The organism is Streptomyces sp. NPDC049879 (assembly GCF_044461265.1).
Lineage (GTDB): Bacteria > Actinomycetota > Actinomycetes > Streptomycetales > Streptomycetaceae > Streptomyces.
The window spans coordinates 19647-34551 of record NZ_JBITKT010000013.1 but is presented as its reverse complement, the minus strand read 5'-3'; the positions used below and the strand labels follow the sequence as shown (position 1 = coordinate 34551).

The 14905-nt window shown below is 73.9% G+C and carries 10 protein-coding genes; 6 read left to right on the top strand and 4 right to left on the bottom strand.

Annotation, left to right across the window (positions count from 1 at the left end; all coding sequences use genetic code 11):
* Nucleotides 1-203: 203 nt before the first annotated feature.
* Together ACIBPC_RS30720 and ACIBPC_RS30715 are read right to left on the bottom strand one after the other, a co-directional pair.
* Nucleotides 204-1403 (bottom strand): PQQ-dependent sugar dehydrogenase, encoded by a 1200-nt coding sequence (locus tag ACIBPC_RS30720; protein WP_398849186.1) that lies wholly within the window; start codon nt 1401-1403, stop codon nt 204-206.
* 56 nt (nt 1404-1459) lie between these two features.
* Nucleotides 1460-2458, bottom strand: a complete 999-nt coding sequence (locus tag ACIBPC_RS30715; protein ID WP_362964583.1) for an aldo/keto reductase — start codon at nt 2456-2458, stop codon at nt 1460-1462.
* A gap of 110 nt (nt 2459-2568) precedes the next feature.
* Between ACIBPC_RS30715 and ACIBPC_RS30710 the strand changes: the two genes are divergently transcribed.
* The 6 genes from ACIBPC_RS30710 (at nt 2569) to serA (ending at nt 12563) form a co-directional block, all read left to right on the top strand.
* Nucleotides 2569-3528 (top strand): 2-hydroxyacid dehydrogenase, encoded by a 960-nt coding sequence (locus tag ACIBPC_RS30710; RefSeq protein WP_398849184.1) that lies wholly within the window; start codon nt 2569-2571, stop codon nt 3526-3528.
* A 168-nt stretch (nt 3529-3696) separates the two neighbouring features.
* Complete coding sequence (locus ACIBPC_RS30705; RefSeq protein ID WP_398849182.1) at nt 3697-6939, top strand: putative bifunctional diguanylate cyclase/phosphodiesterase; 3243 nt, start codon at nt 3697-3699, stop codon at nt 6937-6939.
* Between the two features lie 269 nt (nt 6940-7208).
* Complete coding sequence (locus ACIBPC_RS30700) at nt 7209-9059, top strand: acetolactate synthase large subunit (RefSeq protein ID WP_362964587.1); 1851 nt, start codon at nt 7209-7211, stop codon at nt 9057-9059.
* A gap of 25 nt (nt 9060-9084) precedes the next feature.
* Nucleotides 9085-9609 carry an acetolactate synthase small subunit gene (gene ilvN, locus ACIBPC_RS30695; protein WP_362964589.1) on the top strand — a complete coding sequence of 175 codons (525 nt, stop codon included), beginning with the start codon at nt 9085-9087 and terminating at the stop codon, nt 9607-9609.
* Nucleotides 9610-9766: 157 nt separating this feature from the next.
* The gene (gene ilvC, locus ACIBPC_RS30690) at nt 9767-10765 is read left to right on the top strand and encodes a ketol-acid reductoisomerase (protein WP_362964591.1); all 999 of its coding nucleotides are present in this window, start codon (nt 9767-9769) and stop codon (nt 10763-10765) included.
* Nucleotides 10766-10973: 208 nt separating this feature from the next.
* On the top strand, nt 10974-12563 hold the full coding sequence (serA, locus tag ACIBPC_RS30685) for a phosphoglycerate dehydrogenase (RefSeq protein WP_362968540.1): 1590 nt from the start codon (nt 10974-10976) through the stop codon (nt 12561-12563).
* A gap of 61 nt (nt 12564-12624) precedes the next feature.
* On the opposite strand, the gene ACIBPC_RS30680 is transcribed toward serA, so the two are convergent.
* Nucleotides 12625-13659, bottom strand: a complete 1035-nt coding sequence (locus ACIBPC_RS30680) for an NAD(P)-dependent alcohol dehydrogenase (protein WP_398849179.1) — start codon at nt 13657-13659, stop codon at nt 12625-12627.
* Between the two features lie 134 nt (nt 13660-13793).
* The gene (locus ACIBPC_RS30675; RefSeq protein ID WP_398849177.1) at nt 13794-14786 is read right to left on the bottom strand and encodes a glycoside hydrolase family 6 protein; all 993 of its coding nucleotides are present in this window, start codon (nt 14784-14786) and stop codon (nt 13794-13796) included.
* Between the last annotated feature and the right edge of the window lie 119 nt (nt 14787-14905).

Genomic DNA, 14905 nt, shown 5'->3' with positions numbered 1-14905 from the left:
CGCCCGCGCCGGGGCGCCGGCCGACACCTTCGAACGGCTTCCGTCTCCGGCGGGCCGACCGGCCGCAGCCGTGGACCGACCCGCCCGCTTCCCGGTCGGCACCGGCTCCGGCGAGCACCCTGGCCGTCACCCCGCCGCGCTCGCCGCGCGGCTCCCCACGCGATCGACAAGTCGCCTTCCGGACGCGGGGCGCGGGGCGCGGGTCAGCTCACCCGGACGCGGAGGACACGGTCGTCACCGTCCTCGGGGCTGCCCCGGCCGTCCGTCTCGTTGGTGACCAGCAGCAGTTCGTCGTCCCCCACGGGCAGGACCGCCCGCAGCCGCCCGTACTCGCCTTCGAGGAACGCCTGCGGCTCCGCCACCGGCTCGCTCCCGTCGAGCGGCACACGCCACAGCCGCTCCCCGCGCAGCCCGACCAGCCACAGCGAGCCGCCCTGGAACGCCATGCCGCTCGGCGACGCCTCCGCCGGAGGCCACTGCTCGACCGGATCGACGAACCCCTCCTCCGCGCCGCCGCGCCCCTCCTGCTCGGGCCAGCCGTAGTTCCCGCCCGGCTCGATCAGGTTCAGCTCGTCCCACGTGTCGTCGCCCAGCTCGGTCGCCCACAGCGCGCCCTCCGAGTCCCAGGCGAGCCCCTGCACGTTCCGGTGCCCCAGCGAGTACACCAGCGAGTCGGGGTCCGGGTTGTCCGGCGGCGCGCCGCCCGTCGCCGGGTCGATGCGCAGGATCTTCCCGGCGAGCGACCGCTCGTCCTGCGAGAGCCGCCCGGAGTTGTCGGTGTCGCCGGTCGCCGCCCAGAGCATCCCGTCGGGTCCGAACGCGAGCGCGCCGCCGTGGTGGATCGCGGGGCCGCGCGGGATGCCGGTGACGAGGTCGCCGTCCGGCGTCAGCTGTTCCCCGGCCGGGGCGGAACCGTCGTAGCGGAACGTCGAGATCCGGTTGTCGTCGTCCGTCGTGTAGTACGCGTACAGGCGGCCCGAGTCGGGGAAGTCGGGCGCCGGCGCCAGGCCGAGCAGCCCGCCCTCGCCCGCACCGCCCGCCACGCCGGGGATCTCCCCGGCGTCCGTCACCCCGCCCCCGTCCGTCGCGATCCGCCGGACCGCGCCGCCGTCGCGCGAGCCGACGAGCAGGTCCCCGTCCGGCAGCGCCACCAGGCCCCACGGCGCGTCCAGGTCCTCGGCGACCGTGCCCACCACCTCGGCCGATCCCTCGGCGGGCGCCACCGAGGCCACCGGCGCCGAGGCCGACTCCTCCGGCGGCGGCTCCCCGCCAGGGGAAGGCGACGCCGAGGCGGACGGCGTTCCCCCGCCCTCCTCGCCGTCCCCCTCGTCCGACGAACAGGCGGGCAGCAGCAGCGCCAGCGCGGCGAGCGTCGCGTACGTGGTGCCATGGCGGAACGTCATCAGCACACCTCCGGCAAGCGCCGTACCCCGCCCCGCGCCGCTTGATGCCTGCCGCGTCACACCCACGACTCGCGGGCGGGCGGCAGGGCGGCGATCTCGGCCACGTCGCGCGCCGTCAGCTCCAGGTCGGCCGCCGCCGCGTTCTCCACCGCCCAGCGCGGCTTCTTCGTCCCCGGGACGGGGATGACGTGCGGCCCCAGCGCGAGCAGCCACGCCAGCGCGACCTGTGCCGGGGTGGCGCCCGGATGCCGGGCCGCGACGCGGCGCAGCCCCGCCACCACCGGCTGGTTCGCCGCCATCATCTCGGCGGTGAACCGGGGGTGCCGCGCCCGCAGGTCGGCCGGTTCGAAGCCGCCGCCCGGCACGAGCGTGCCCGTCAGGAAGCCGCTGCCCAGCGGCATCGCCGCCAGGAACGCCACCCCCCGCGTCGCGCACCACGGCACGAGCCGCGCCAGCGCGCCGGTCGCCCACACGGACAGCTCGGCCTGCACCGCGCTCACGGGGAACACCTGCTGCACCCGGTCGAGCAGCCGCAGCGTCCCCGCGTGCGGCGGCTCACCGGCGCCGCGCCGCCGTTCCGCGCCCGGCACGGCGCACAGCCCCAGCGCCCGCACCTTCCCCGCGCGCACCAGGTCGGCCATCGCGCCCCACGTCTCCTCCACCGGCACCTCGGGGTCGGGCCGGTGCAGCTGGTAGAGGTCGATCACGTCGGTCCGCAGCCGCCGCAGCGACGCGTCGCAGGCCCGGCGCATCGACGAGGGGCGGCCGTCCGTCACGAGGTGCTGCTCCCCGGCGAGCAGGCCGCCCTTGGTGGCGACGAACGCGTCGGCCCGCCGCCTGCGCAGCACGCGGCCGAGCAGCAGCTCGTTGGTGTACGGCCCGTACATGTCCGCCGTGTCGAGCAGCGAGCAGCCCGCGTCGAGGGCGGCGTCCACGGTGCGCAGTGACGTTTCCCCGGAGCGTTCCGAGGCCGAGTAGCCCCAGCTCATGGGCATGCAGCCAAGACCGACGGCCCCCACGCGCAGGGCTGACGCCCCGACCGTCCTGTACCGCACCCGCCGCCGTTCCTTCCCCTGGCCCGCCGCCCCGCACGCCCGCACCGCCCGCGCACCCGCCCCCGCGGCCCTCCCGCCGGGCGCCGGGAACCGGGTCATAGCCTGGCGGCATGACCACACAGGACGTATGGCTGCCCTTCCCGCCCTCCGACCCGGCCGCGCTGCCCGACTCGCTCACCTACCACCACTGGGACGGGCCGGGGGAGTTCCCCGCGGACCCGGCGCGCTGTGCGTTCTACGTGGTCCCGTACATGCGTCCGCAGGAGGAAGTGCTCCGCCCCCTGCCGCACATGACGGGTGTGCGCGTCGTCCAGACACTCACCGCGGGCATCGACCATATGCTGCCCGCCGTCGCCTCCCTTCCGCAGGGGGCGCAACTGTGCAACGCGGGAAGCCTCCACAACACCAGCACGGCCGAACTCGCGCTCGCCCTCACCCTGTCCGCGCTGCGCGGCATCCCCGGGGCGGTGCGCGCGCAGGCCGAGGGCCGCTGGCAGTCGGGCTTCCACACGGCGCTGGCCGACCGCAGCGTGCTGATCATCGGTTACGGGGGCATCGGCGCCGCGATCGAGGACCGCCTGCTGCCGTTCGAGGTCGCCGGTGTGCTGCGCGTCGCGGGCAGCGCGAGGGACACCCCGCGCGGCCCCGTCCACGCCACCTCCGACCTGCCGGAACTCCTGCCCGCCGCCGACGTCGTGATCCTGGCGGTGCCGCTCAGCGACGCCACGCGCGGCCTCGTCGACGCCGCCTTCCTCGCGCGGATGAAGGACGGCGCGCTGCTGGTGAACGTGGCACGCGGCGCCGTCGTGGACACTGCGGCGCTGCTGGCCGAGACGACCGCGGGACGGCTGCTCGCCGCGCTCGACGTGACGGACCCCGAGCCGCTGCCCGCCGGCCACCCCCTGTGGCGCGCCCCCGGCGTCCTGATCACCCCGCACGTGGGCGGTCCGAGCACCGCCTTCAGGCCGCGCGCGGAACGGCTGCTGTACGCCCAGCTCGGCCGGTTCGCCGCCGGGGAGCCCGTCCACCACGTCAAGGCGACGGGCACCGGAGCCGCCCCGGCCGCCTGACCGGGCCCCGCCCCGTCCGACCCCCGTACCGCACAGAGTGCGCACGAAAGGGTGGGGCAACAGGTCTCCCCTATAGTCACTTTAAGTGAGGTAGCTATGTCGCTGAGTGACTGTTCTGGTGTATCGTCCGTCCGGGGCGAGCCCGAACGAGAGGGGGGCGACACGCGCATGCACCACCGAGAGACCTTCCCACGGCCGTCACCGGACCGGCGGCCTCCACGGAACGCGCGGTCCCCCCTCCTCCGCGGCGCCGCCCCCCGCCTGGCGTTCGCCGCCGTCTGCACCGGGTACGCCGCGGGCGCCGTCCTCGGCTGGGGATCGACCGGGGCCGCCCTGGTCATGGGGGACTTCGGCCTCAGCGCCGCCGCGTTTCTCGCCGCCGGGTCCTGCCTGTGGTTCGCGCACGGGCGGGCGGGCGACCTCCGCCCCGGCTGGGCCCTCATCGGCCTGTCGTCGCTGATGATCGGCCTGGGCAACGCCGTCTGGGCCTGGTACGAGGTGGTGCTGCGCCAGCCGGTGCCGCGCACCTCGGTCGCCGACCTGTGCTACCTGCTGTTCGCGCCGCTGGCCATCGTCGGCCTGCTGATGCTCGCGAAACGCCCCGTCACCAGATCCGGCTGGATCTGCCTGGCGCTCGACGCCTGGCTCATCGGCGGCTCGCTGATGACGCTGTCCTGGAGCGTCGCGCTCGCCCACACCGCGCAGTGGCACGGCATCACCGTCACCCGCGCCGCGCTCGCCCTCGCGTACCCGCTGCTCGACATCGCGCTCGTGAGCATCGTCCTGGTGCTCCACTTCCGGCGCTCCGCCGCCCACCGGGCCGCCATCAACACCGTCGTCGGCGCCCTCATCCTCACGGTCCTGTGCGACGCGCTCTTCACCTCGCCGCTGCTGCGCGAACGCTACAGCTCGGGACAGCTCCTGGACGCCGGGTGGTTCGCCGCGTCCCTGCTGCTCGCCGCCGCGCCCTGGCTGGTCGTCCGCGGCGAGGAGCCCCCGGACGGCGCGCCCGCCCTCCCGCCAGGACCGGCCCACGCGGCGGACGCCCTGGTGGCCGGGTTCGAGACGCCCGTACGGCCGCTGCGCCCGCTCGCCGGCTCCCTGGCCGCCCTGACGCCCTACCTGGCGGCGGCCGTCTGCGTGCTCGGCATCCTGATCACCATAGTCAGCGGCCGTGACGTGGACCGCGTCGTCGGTTTCACGGCGTGCGCCGTCGTCCTCGCCCTGCTCGTACGCCAGGGCCTCACCCTCCTCGACAACGTCCAGCTCACCCGCGAGCTGGCGCAGAAGGAGAACTGGTTCCGCTCCCTCGTCCAGGGGTCGAGCGACGTCATCATGATCGCGGACCCGGACGGCACGCTCCGCTACGTCAGCCCGGCCGCCAGCGGCGTCTACGGGCAGCGGGCCGACCGCCTCATCGGCGGCGCGCTGGCCGCCCTCATCCACCCGGACGACGAGCTGCGCGTCCGCCGCGAACTGCGCCGCTTCCTGTCCGTTCCGCCCGCCCGCGAGCCCGCCACCCGCATCGAGTGCCGCGTCCGGCACGGCGACGGCCGCTGGCTCAACGTCGAGTCCACCGTGAACCGCCACGCGGGCGGCCTCATCCTCAACAGCCGCGACGTCACCGAGCGCGTCAGACTCCAGGCCCAGCTGGAGCACAGCGCCACGCACGACCCCCTCACCGACCTGCCGAACCGGGCCCTGTTCACCGAACGGGTACGCCGCGCCCTCGCCGCCGAACGCCCCGCCGACCGGGCCGCCGCCCTGTTCTTCATCGACCTCGACGGCTTCAAGGCGGTCAACGACTCGGTGGGGCACCAGGCCGGGGACGAGCTGCTCATCCAGGCCGCCGCCCGCCTGCGGGAGTCCGTCCGCGCCCAGGACACGACGGCCAGGCTCGGCGGCGACGAGTTCGCCGCCCTCATCGCGGGCGGCCCCGCGGGGCCCGGCACGCCGGGCGGGCACGGCGGCGCCGACCGGATCACACGCGTCCTCGCCGTCGCCGAACGCATGCGCGCCGCCGTGTCCCGCCCCTACCTCGTGGACGGCCGCGAGCTGCGCATCGCCGCGAGCATCGGCGTCGCCCTCGCCGAACCAGGCGCCACCCCGACGGCGCTGATGCGCGACGCCGACCTCGCCATGTACCGCGCGAAGCAGTCGGGCAAGGACCGCGTCGAGCTGTACATGCCCCACCGCCAGCCCGGCCCCCCGTTCCACAGCGGCACGGTCCGCTCGGCCCCGTCGGTGAACGCGCTCCACGCGGGTCACCCCGTGCTCCCGGCGCACCCCGTGCACCCGGTGCATCCGGCACACCCGGCCCACGACCCCTGGACCGAGCGCCACAGACACACCGCGCGCCCGCCCGAGCCGCTGACCCTGCTGCACCAGCCCATCGTGGACCTGGCGGACGGCCGCGTCACCGCCGTCACCGCGACCGCGGGACGCCCGCGCGGCCACGGCGTCCCGGCCCAGTTCCCCGGCCCGGACGGCACACGCCACGACCAGGCCGCCGACGCCGCGCACCACCCGGGCCCGACCGGCCGCCTGCTGGAACGCGCCATCGCCGAGGCGGCCAGGCGCCACCTCGACGGCCTCACCGTCCCCGTCGCCGTCCGCGTCCCCGGCCCCTGCCTGGCCGACAGCGCCCTCGCCGCCCCGCGCCTGGAACGGCTCCTCGGCCGCCACGGACTCGGCCCGGACGCCCTCATGATCGAGATCCCCGAGGCGGGCGCGGTCCTCGCGGCGGCCGACGTGTCACGCCGCGTCGCCGACCTGGGCCGCCTCGGGATCACCCTCGCGCTCAGCGGCCTCGGCGGCGGCAGCGGGATCGCGGCACTCCAGCGGCTCCCCGTACGCCTGCTGCGCCTCGACCGGCACCTGGTGGACGGCCTGCCGGGCTCCGCCGTCCTGCGCACCGTCGCGGGAGCCCTGCTGCGCATGGCCGCCGACCTCGGCATCGCCAGCCTCGCGGACGGCGTGGACACCGCCGACCAGGCGACGGAGCTGCGCGCCCTCGGCTGCCGCGAGGCACAGGGCCTCGCCTTCAGCGCCCCCCTCGACGCGGGCCGGCTCCACCGCGTCCTGACCGAAGGCCGCCTCCCCGTGCCCGGCACGGCGGCCCCCACCCCCAGCACCCCGGCTCCCACCCCGCCGACGGCGACCCGGACCCCGCCGGATCGCACTCCCCGCCAGGCGGCCACCGAGCCCCCGGCCGCCCCTGTGATCCGCACCGCACCCGGCACCGCCCTGCCCGCCGTCGCCGCCGCGTCCGCCGCCCTGGCCGGGCCGCCCGCCACCCGCCGCACCCCCCGGGAAATGCCCCGTGACCTGCCCCTTGAGATGCCCGCCGGAGCCACCTCACGCCACCGTCACGCACCCCCCGCAGGTGCCCCGGATACTCGGCCCACCTAGTAAGCCCACATAGTGAGACGTCCTTCACGGCCGCTTGACATGCGACGGCACGGGGGAGCAGTGTCAGTGCCATGCACTCCCGAATTCTCGTACTTGGACGGCGCGTCCGCTGACCCCGGGACAACCTCCCGGACCCCCAGCGACGCGCTCCCCCTCGCATGCCTAGCGGCACGAGGGGTTTTTTGTTGCACAGGACCGGTCGGCCGGCGAGATCCCGGCCACCGCCCACCCCCGCGTCACCACCCTCATTCCCCGAGAAGAGATCGCCGATGACCGAGCAGGCCACCGGGGCACCGAAGCCGCAGCCACGGGCCCCCCGAGGCGGAGCACAGCAGCCCGCCGCCGCCACCGAGACCATGACGGGCGCCCAGTCCCTCATCCGTTCCCTCGAAGCGGTCGGCGCCGACACCGTATTCGGCATCCCCGGCGGCACGATCCTCCCCGCCTACGACCCGCTGATGGACTCCACGGCCGTCCGCCACATCCTCGTGCGGCACGAGCAGGGCGCGGGCCACGCCGCCACCGGTTACGCCCAGGCCACCGGCCGCGTCGGCGTCTGCATGGCCACCTCGGGCCCCGGCGCGACCAACCTCGTCACCCCGATCGCCGACGCCCACATGGACTCGGTCCCGCTGGTCGCGATCACCGGGCAGGTCGTCACCGCCACCATCGGCACCGACGCGTTCCAGGAAGCCGACATCTGCGGCATCACCATGCCGGTCACCAAGCACAACTTCCTGGTCACCGACCCCGCGGAGATCCCGCGGGCCATCGCCGAGGCGTTCCACATCGCGTCCACGGGCCGCCCGGGACCGGTCCTGGTCGACATCCCCAAGGACACGCTCCAGAGCACCACCACGTTCACCTGGCCCCCGACCACGGACCTGCCCGGCTACCGCCCGGTCAGCCGCCCGCACGCCAAGCAGATCCGCGAGGCCGCCCGGCTGGTCGCCGAGGCGCGCCGCCCGGTGCTGTACGTCGGCGGCGGTGTGGTCAAGGCGGGCGCGTCCGCCGAGCTGCTGGACCTCGCCGAGCTGACCGGCATCCCGGTCACCACCACGCTGATGGCGCTCGGCTCCTTCCCCGACAGCCACCGGCAGCACCTCGGCATGCCCGGCATGCACGGCTCGGTCGCCGCCGTCACCGCGCTCCAGAAGGCCGACCTGATCCTCGCCATCGGCGCGCGCTTCGACGACCGCGTCACCGGCCGCATCGACTCCTTCGCGCCGCACGCGAAGATCGTGCACGCCGACATCGACCCCGCCGAGATCGGCAAGATCCGCCTCGCCGACGTGCCCATCGTCGGCGACGCCAAGGACGTCCTGACGGACCTGGCCGCCGCCCTGCGCGGCGACGAGGCCGCCGAGAGCCGCGGCCCCGACGCGCTGTCCCGCTACGCCGCCTGGTGGCAGCAGCTCGACGCCTGGCGCGACGCCTACCCGCTGGGCTACGACCTGCCGGACAACGGGTCGCTCTCTCCGCAGCAGGTCATCGAGCGCATCGGTCAGCTCGCCCCGCAGGACACGATCTTCACGGCGGGCGTCGGCCAGCACCAGATGTGGGCCGCGCACTACCTGCCCTTCGAACGCCCCGGCACCTGGCTGAACTCCGGGGGCCTCGGCACGATGGGCTACGCCGTCCCCGCCGCACTCGGCGCCAAGGCGGGCCGCCCCGACACCACGGTGTGGGCCATCGACGGCGACGGCTGCTTCCAGATGACCAACCAGGAGCTGACCACCGCCGCCCTGAACAACATCCCGATCAAGGTCGCCATCATCAACAACGGCGCCCTCGGCATGGTCAGGCAGTGGCAGACGCTGTTCTACAACCAGCGCTACTCCAACACCGTGCTCCACGACGGGTCGGCCGCCGGCACCCGGGTCCCCGACTTCGTGAAGCTCGCCGAGGCCATGGGCTGCGTCGGCCTGCGCTGCGAGGACCCCGCCGACCTCGACGCCGTGATCGAGAAGGCCAACTCCATCAACGACCGCCCGGTCGTCGTGGACTTCATCGTGCACGAGGACGCCATGGTCTGGCCGATGGTCGCCGCCGGCACCTCGAACGACGAGGTCATGGCCGCCCGGGGCGTGCGCCCCGACTTCGGCGACAGCGACGACTGACCCACCGACGAGGTAGCGAACCGACATGCCCAAGCACACCCTGTCCGTCCTGGTCGAGAACAAGCCGGGGGTCCTGTCCCGGATCACCGCCCTGTTCTCCCGGCGCGGCTTCAACATCGACTCCCTCGCCGTCGGCACCACCGAACACCCCGAGGTCTCGCGCATCACGATCGTGGTCGGCGCGGACGACCTCCCCCTCGAACAGGTCACCAAGCAGCTCAACAAGCTGGTCAACGTCCTGAAGATCGTCGAACTCGACCCGGGCGCGGCCGTCCACCGCGAGCTGGTCCTGGTCAAGGTCCGCGCCGACAACGACACGCGGTCCCAGATCGTCGAGATCGTCCAGCTGTTCCGCGCCAAGACCGTGGACGTCGCCCCGGAGGCCGTGACCATCGAGGCCACCGGCAGCAGCGACAAGCTGGAGGCCATGCTCCGGATGCTGGAACCCTTCGGCATCAAGGAGCTGGTCCAGTCCGGCGCCATCGCCATCGGCCGCGGCGCGCGGTCCATCACCGACCGGTCGCTGCGCGCACTCGACCGATCCGCATAGCGAGACCGGCACGGGCCGCCCGCCGCCACGGCATACGGTGGTACCGGCGGCCGACCACCGCGCAGCACCCTGCCCCGCCGCCCACGCCCGCCTTCCGCGGGCCGGGCCGGGCCGGGGTACGGAAGACATGTGAAAGACATAGAGGAGAAGACTGAAAGTGGCCGAGCTGTTCTACGACGACGACGCCGACCTGTCCATCATCCAGGGCCGGAAGGTCGCGGTCCTCGGCTACGGCAGCCAGGGCCACGCGCACGCGCTGTCGCTCCGTGACTCGGGCGTCGACGTCCGCGTCGGCCTGCACGAGGGCTCGAAGTCCCGTGCCAAGGCCGAGGAGCAGGGCCTGCGCGTGACGACCCCGGCCGAGGCCGCCGCCGAGGCGGACGTGATCATGATCCTGGTCCCGGACCCCATCCAGGGCAAGGTGTACGAGGAGTCCGTCCGCGACAACCTCAACGAGGGCGACGCGATCTTCTTCGGCCACGGCTTCAACATCCGCTTCGGCTTCATCAAGCCCCCGGCGGGTGTGGACGTGTGCATGGTCGCCCCCAAGGGCCCCGGCCACCTCGTGCGCCGCCAGTACGAGGAGGGCCGCGGCGTGCCGTGCATCGCGGCCGTGGAGCAGGACGCCACCGGCGCCGCGTTCCCCCTCGCCCTGTCGTACGCCAAGGCCATCGGCGGCACCCGCGCGGGCGTCATCAAGACGACCTTCACCGAGGAGACCGAGACCGACCTCTTCGGCGAGCAGGCCGTGCTCTGCGGCGGCACCTCCGCCCTGGTCAAGGCCGGTTTCGAGACGCTGGTCGAGGCCGGCTACCAGCCGGAGATCGCGTACTTCGAGTGCCTCCACGAGCTGAAGCTGATCGTGGACCTCATGTACGAGGGCGGCCTGGAGAAGATGCGCTGGTCCATCTCCGAGACCGCCGAGTGGGGCGACTACGTGTCGGGGCCGCGCGTCATCACCGCGGAGACCAAGGCCGAGATGAAGCGCATCCTGGGCGACATCCAGGACGGCACCTTCGCCACCAACTGGATGGCCGAGTACAACGCGGGCCTGCCCAAGTACAACGAGTACAAGAAGGCCGACGCCGACCACCTGCTGGAGACCACCGGCAAGGAGCTGCGCAAACTCATGAGCTGGGTGGACGACGAGGCCTGAGCCTCCCCGATCCCCCTCACGACCGCGGGAGTTCGCTCGATCGGGCGGCGGGTCCGGCACCGGCAGCCGGACCCGCCGCACCGCCGATACACTTCACAGCACGAAGCGCGTCACAGGCTCACAGCGTCGTGCGTCTTCTCGTGGCTGCCTACCTCTCCCCGCCTCGGCCGTCGGGACGCGGCCATCCCCGAAGGATCTGTGAGACACCGTGAGCAAGCCCGTCGTACTCATCGCTGAAGAGCTCTCCCCCGCGACCGTCGACGCCCTCGGGCCCGACTTCGAGATCCGCCACTGCGACGGCGCCGACCGCGCCGAGCTGCTGGGCGCGATCGCCGACGTGGACGCCATCCTGATCCGCAGCGCGACCAAGGTGGACGCCGAGGCGATCGCCGCCGCGCGCCGCCTCAAGGTGGTGGCGCGGGCCGGGGTCGGCCTGGACAACGTGGACGTCTCCGCCGCCACCAAGGCGGGCGTCATGGTCGTGAACGCGCCGACGTCGAACATCGTCACCGCCGCCGAGCTGGCCTGCGGCCTCCTGATCTCCACCGCCCGCAACATCCCGCAGGCCAACGCCGCGCTCAAGAACGGCGAGTGGAAGCGCAGCAAGTACACCGGTGTCGAGCTGGCCGAGAAGACCCTCGGCGTCGTCGGCCTCGGCCGCATCGGCGTCCTGGTGGCCCAGCGCATGGCCGCCTTCGGCATGGACATCGTCGCGTTCGACCCGTACGTCCAGCCCGCGCGGGCCGCGCAGATGGGCGTCAAGCTGGTGAGCCTGGACGAGCTGCTCGCCGCCGCCGACTTCATCACCGTCCACCTGCCCAAGACCCCCGAGACCCTCGGCCTGATCGGCGACGAGGCGCTCCACAAGGTCAAGCCGTCCGTCCGCATCGTCAACGCGGCGCGCGGCGGGATCGTGGACGAGGCCGCCCTGCTGAGCGCCCTCAAGGAGGGCCGCGTCGCGGGCGCCGGCCTGGACGTCTACTCGTCCGAGCCCTGTACGGACTCGCCGCTCTTCGAGTTCGACCAGGTCGTCGGCACCCCGCACCTGGGCGCCTCCACCGGCGAGGCCCAGGAGAAGGCCGGGATTTCCGTCGCCAAGTCGGTCCGCCTCGCGCTCGCGGGCGAGCTGGTCCCCGACGCGGTGAACGTCCAGGGCGGCGTGATCGCCGAGGACGTACGCCCCGGCCTGCCGCTCGCCGAGAAGCTGGGCCGCATCTTCACCGCCCTCGCGGGCGAGGTCGCGCAGCGCCTCGACGTCGAGGTCAACGGCGAGATCACCCAGCACGACGTGAAGGTCCTGGAGCTGTCGGCGCTCAAGGGCGTCTTCGAGGACGTCGTCGCCGAGACGGTGTCGTACGTGAACGCGCCGCTGTTCGCGCAGGAGCGCGGCGTCGAGGTGCGGCTGACCACCAGCTCCGAGTCGCCCGACCACCGGAACCTGATCACCGTCCGCGGCACCCTGACGGACGGCGACGTCGTCTCGGTCTCCGGCACGCTGGCCGGGCCGAAGTTCCTCCAGAAGATCGTCGCCATCGGCCCGCACACGGTGGACCTCGCCGTCGCCGACCACATGGCGTTCTTCCGCTACACCGACCGCCCGGGCGTCGTCGGCACCCTCGGCCGCGTCCTCGGCGAGGCGGGCATCAACATCGCGGGCATGCAGGTCGCCCGCGCCGAGGAGGGTGGCGAGGCCCTGATCGCCCTCACCGTGGACGGCACCATCCCGGCCGCCGTCCTGACCGAGATCGCCTCCGAGATCGGCGCCACCTCGGCCCGCGGCGTGGACCTGACCGACTGACCGGCCGGTACGCGTACGGGCGGGGGCGGCCCACCGGCCGTCCCCGCCCGCGTTCCGCCGCTCACGGCACGATCACCGCGCGCCCGTTGACCTTGCCCTCGTGCAGCCGCTCGTACGCGGCGGGCGCCTCGTCCAGGCTGTACGTCTCCACGTGCACGTCGACCGCGCCCGCGCGCGCCAGCTCCAGCACCTCGTGCAGCTCGCCCCTGCTGCCCCAGTACGGGCTGAAGACCGACACGTCGTACGGCAGCCGCCCGAAGCCGACCGGCAGCGCGCCGTCCGCCACGCCGACGATCGCCACGTCCGCCTCGACGCCCGTGACGGCGCCCGCGAGCGTCACGGTCGGCTGCACCCCGACGAAGTCGAACACCGCCTGCGCGCCGCGGCCACCGGTCAGCTCCTTCACCCGGTCGGCCGCCTTGTCGTCGGAGACGAGCGTCTCGTGCGCGCCGACCCTCTTCGCCAGTTCGAGCTTCTGCTCGGCCACGTCGAGCGCGATCACCCGCGCCGGGGTCAGCGCCCGCAGCAGCTGGATCGCGACGTGCCCGAGCCCGCCCGCGCCGATCACCACCGCCGTGCTGCCGGGCACCAGCTTCGGCAGCGACCGTTTGATGGCGTGGTACGGGGTGAGGCCCGCGTCGGTCAGCGGGACGGTCTTCACCGGGTCGAGGCCGTCCAGCGGCAGCAGGAACCGCGCGTCGTCCACCAGCAGGTACTCGGCCATCGCGCCGGGCGCGCCGAGCCCCGGCGGGTTGATGTCCAGCTCGGCGGCGCGCAGGCAGTAGTTCTCCTTGCCCTGCATGCACAGCGCGCACCGGCCGCAGCCCTGCGGGCCGTAGACCGCGACGAGGTCGCCCTCCGCGATGCCGGTGACGCCGTCGCCGAGCGCCGCGACGGTGCCCGCGCCCTCGTGCCCCAGCGTCATGGGCAGCTGGAAGGGGAACGTGTCGGCGGGCCAGCTCATCACGGCGATGTCCGAGTGGCAGACCCCGGCGGCGGCCACCTTGAGGAGGACCTGCCCAGGCCCCGGCTCCGGATCGGGCACGGTGACGACCTCGGGCGGCTGACCGACCTCCCGGTACTGGACGGCCTTCATGGGCGTTCTCCTCTCGGACGGCCCGCGGCCGGACGGCCGGACGGCGCGCTCCCGCCAGCGTGGCGGAGGCGCGCCGTCAGGGCATCAGATCGGCACCCGTACGGGTGAACCGTGCGGAGTCGCCCGGGTGGGTGTCAGCCGCCCGCCAGCTCGTACGCCATGTCGGGCGAGAACTGTCCGGCGGGCCCGTCGCAGCCGTCCAGCTCGCCGGGCCGCTTGATCCACAGGAGGGCGTCGACGCGGTCGCTGCCGGTGGCGGCGGTCGGGTTCTGGCCGACGAGGCGGCCGTGCGGGTCGCACCAGGCGTCGCCGTCGGGCCCGTTGCCGTTGCGGCTGGTGTCGATCACGGCGCGGAGGTCGGGGTCGCCGAGCTGGGCGAGCACCTGTTCGGCGAAGGCGGTCTCGTTCTGCGTCGTGTGGTAGTTGGAGACGTTGGAGTAGATGCCGTCCGCGTGCTGGGTGACGCCTGCCTCGTTCAGGACGGCGGCGATGGTGCCCGGCGCGTGCCAGCCGGAGTGTCCTGCGTCGAAGTAGACGCGGGCCTGCGGGCTGGCGGCGTGGATGATGTCCGCCGCCGCGCCGAGCGACGCGAAGCGCTCGGCGCGCTCGGCCTGGCCGAGGCAGGTGGTCAGCGCGAGTGAGTCGGGCTCCAGGACGACGACGGAGGGGCCGTCGCCGAGCCCGGCGGCGAAGCGCTCGGTCCACTCCAGGTAGGCCGGGAAGCTGGGGGCGCCCCCGGCGGACGCGCCACCGCAGTCGCGGTTCGGGATCATGTACGAGACGAGGACCGGCACCTGCCCCGCCTGCTCCGCCGCGCCGGTGATGGCGGACACGTCGGCGGTCACGCTGCCCGGCTCGTAGTTGGAGAACCACAGCGCCTGCGGCTGGCTGGCTATGCGGCTCTCGATGAGGGGGCGGCGGGGGTCGCCTGGGTTGGCGGCGACCCAGGCGTGGACCTGGTCGGGGTAGTTGAGGAAGACGGAGTCGTCGGGCAGGTCGGCGGCGGCGGGGGCGTCCTGGGCGGCGGTGGCCGGTACGGCGGGGGCGACCAGGGCGGCGAACGCGGCACCGGCGGCGACCAGCAGGCGCAGCGGTGTGGGGGTGAGTGCGGCTCGTGGGGAGAGCAAGGATCTTTCCTTCCGGGACGGCGCAACGGTCTGGGTGGGGGTTGGAAGCGCTCCCATGGGCTGTCGAACATAGCGGCCCGTCCCGGTGCCGTAAACCTCCCCGACATCTGTTGCAAGGT

Bases quoted from the DNA above. Each gene is read 5' to 3' on its own strand.
- ACIBPC_RS30720 (WP_398849186.1), bottom strand. From the start codon at position 1,403: ATGACGTTCCGCCATGGCACCACGTACGCGACGCTCGCCGCGCTGGCG.
- ACIBPC_RS30710 (WP_398849184.1), top strand. From the start codon at position 2,569: ATGACCACACAGGACGTATGGCTGCCCTTCCCGCCCTCCGACCCGGCC.
- ACIBPC_RS30705 (WP_398849182.1), top strand. From the start codon at position 3,697: ATGCACCACCGAGAGACCTTCCCACGGCCGTCACCGGACCGGCGGCCT.
- ACIBPC_RS30700 (WP_362964587.1), top strand. From the start codon at position 7,209: ATGACCGAGCAGGCCACCGGGGCACCGAAGCCGCAGCCACGGGCCCCC.
- ilvN (WP_362964589.1), top strand. From the start codon at position 9,085: ATGCCCAAGCACACCCTGTCCGTCCTGGTCGAGAACAAGCCGGGGGTC.
- ACIBPC_RS30680 (WP_398849179.1), bottom strand. From the start codon at position 13,659: ATGAAGGCCGTCCAGTACCGGGAGGTCGGTCAGCCGCCCGAGGTCGTC.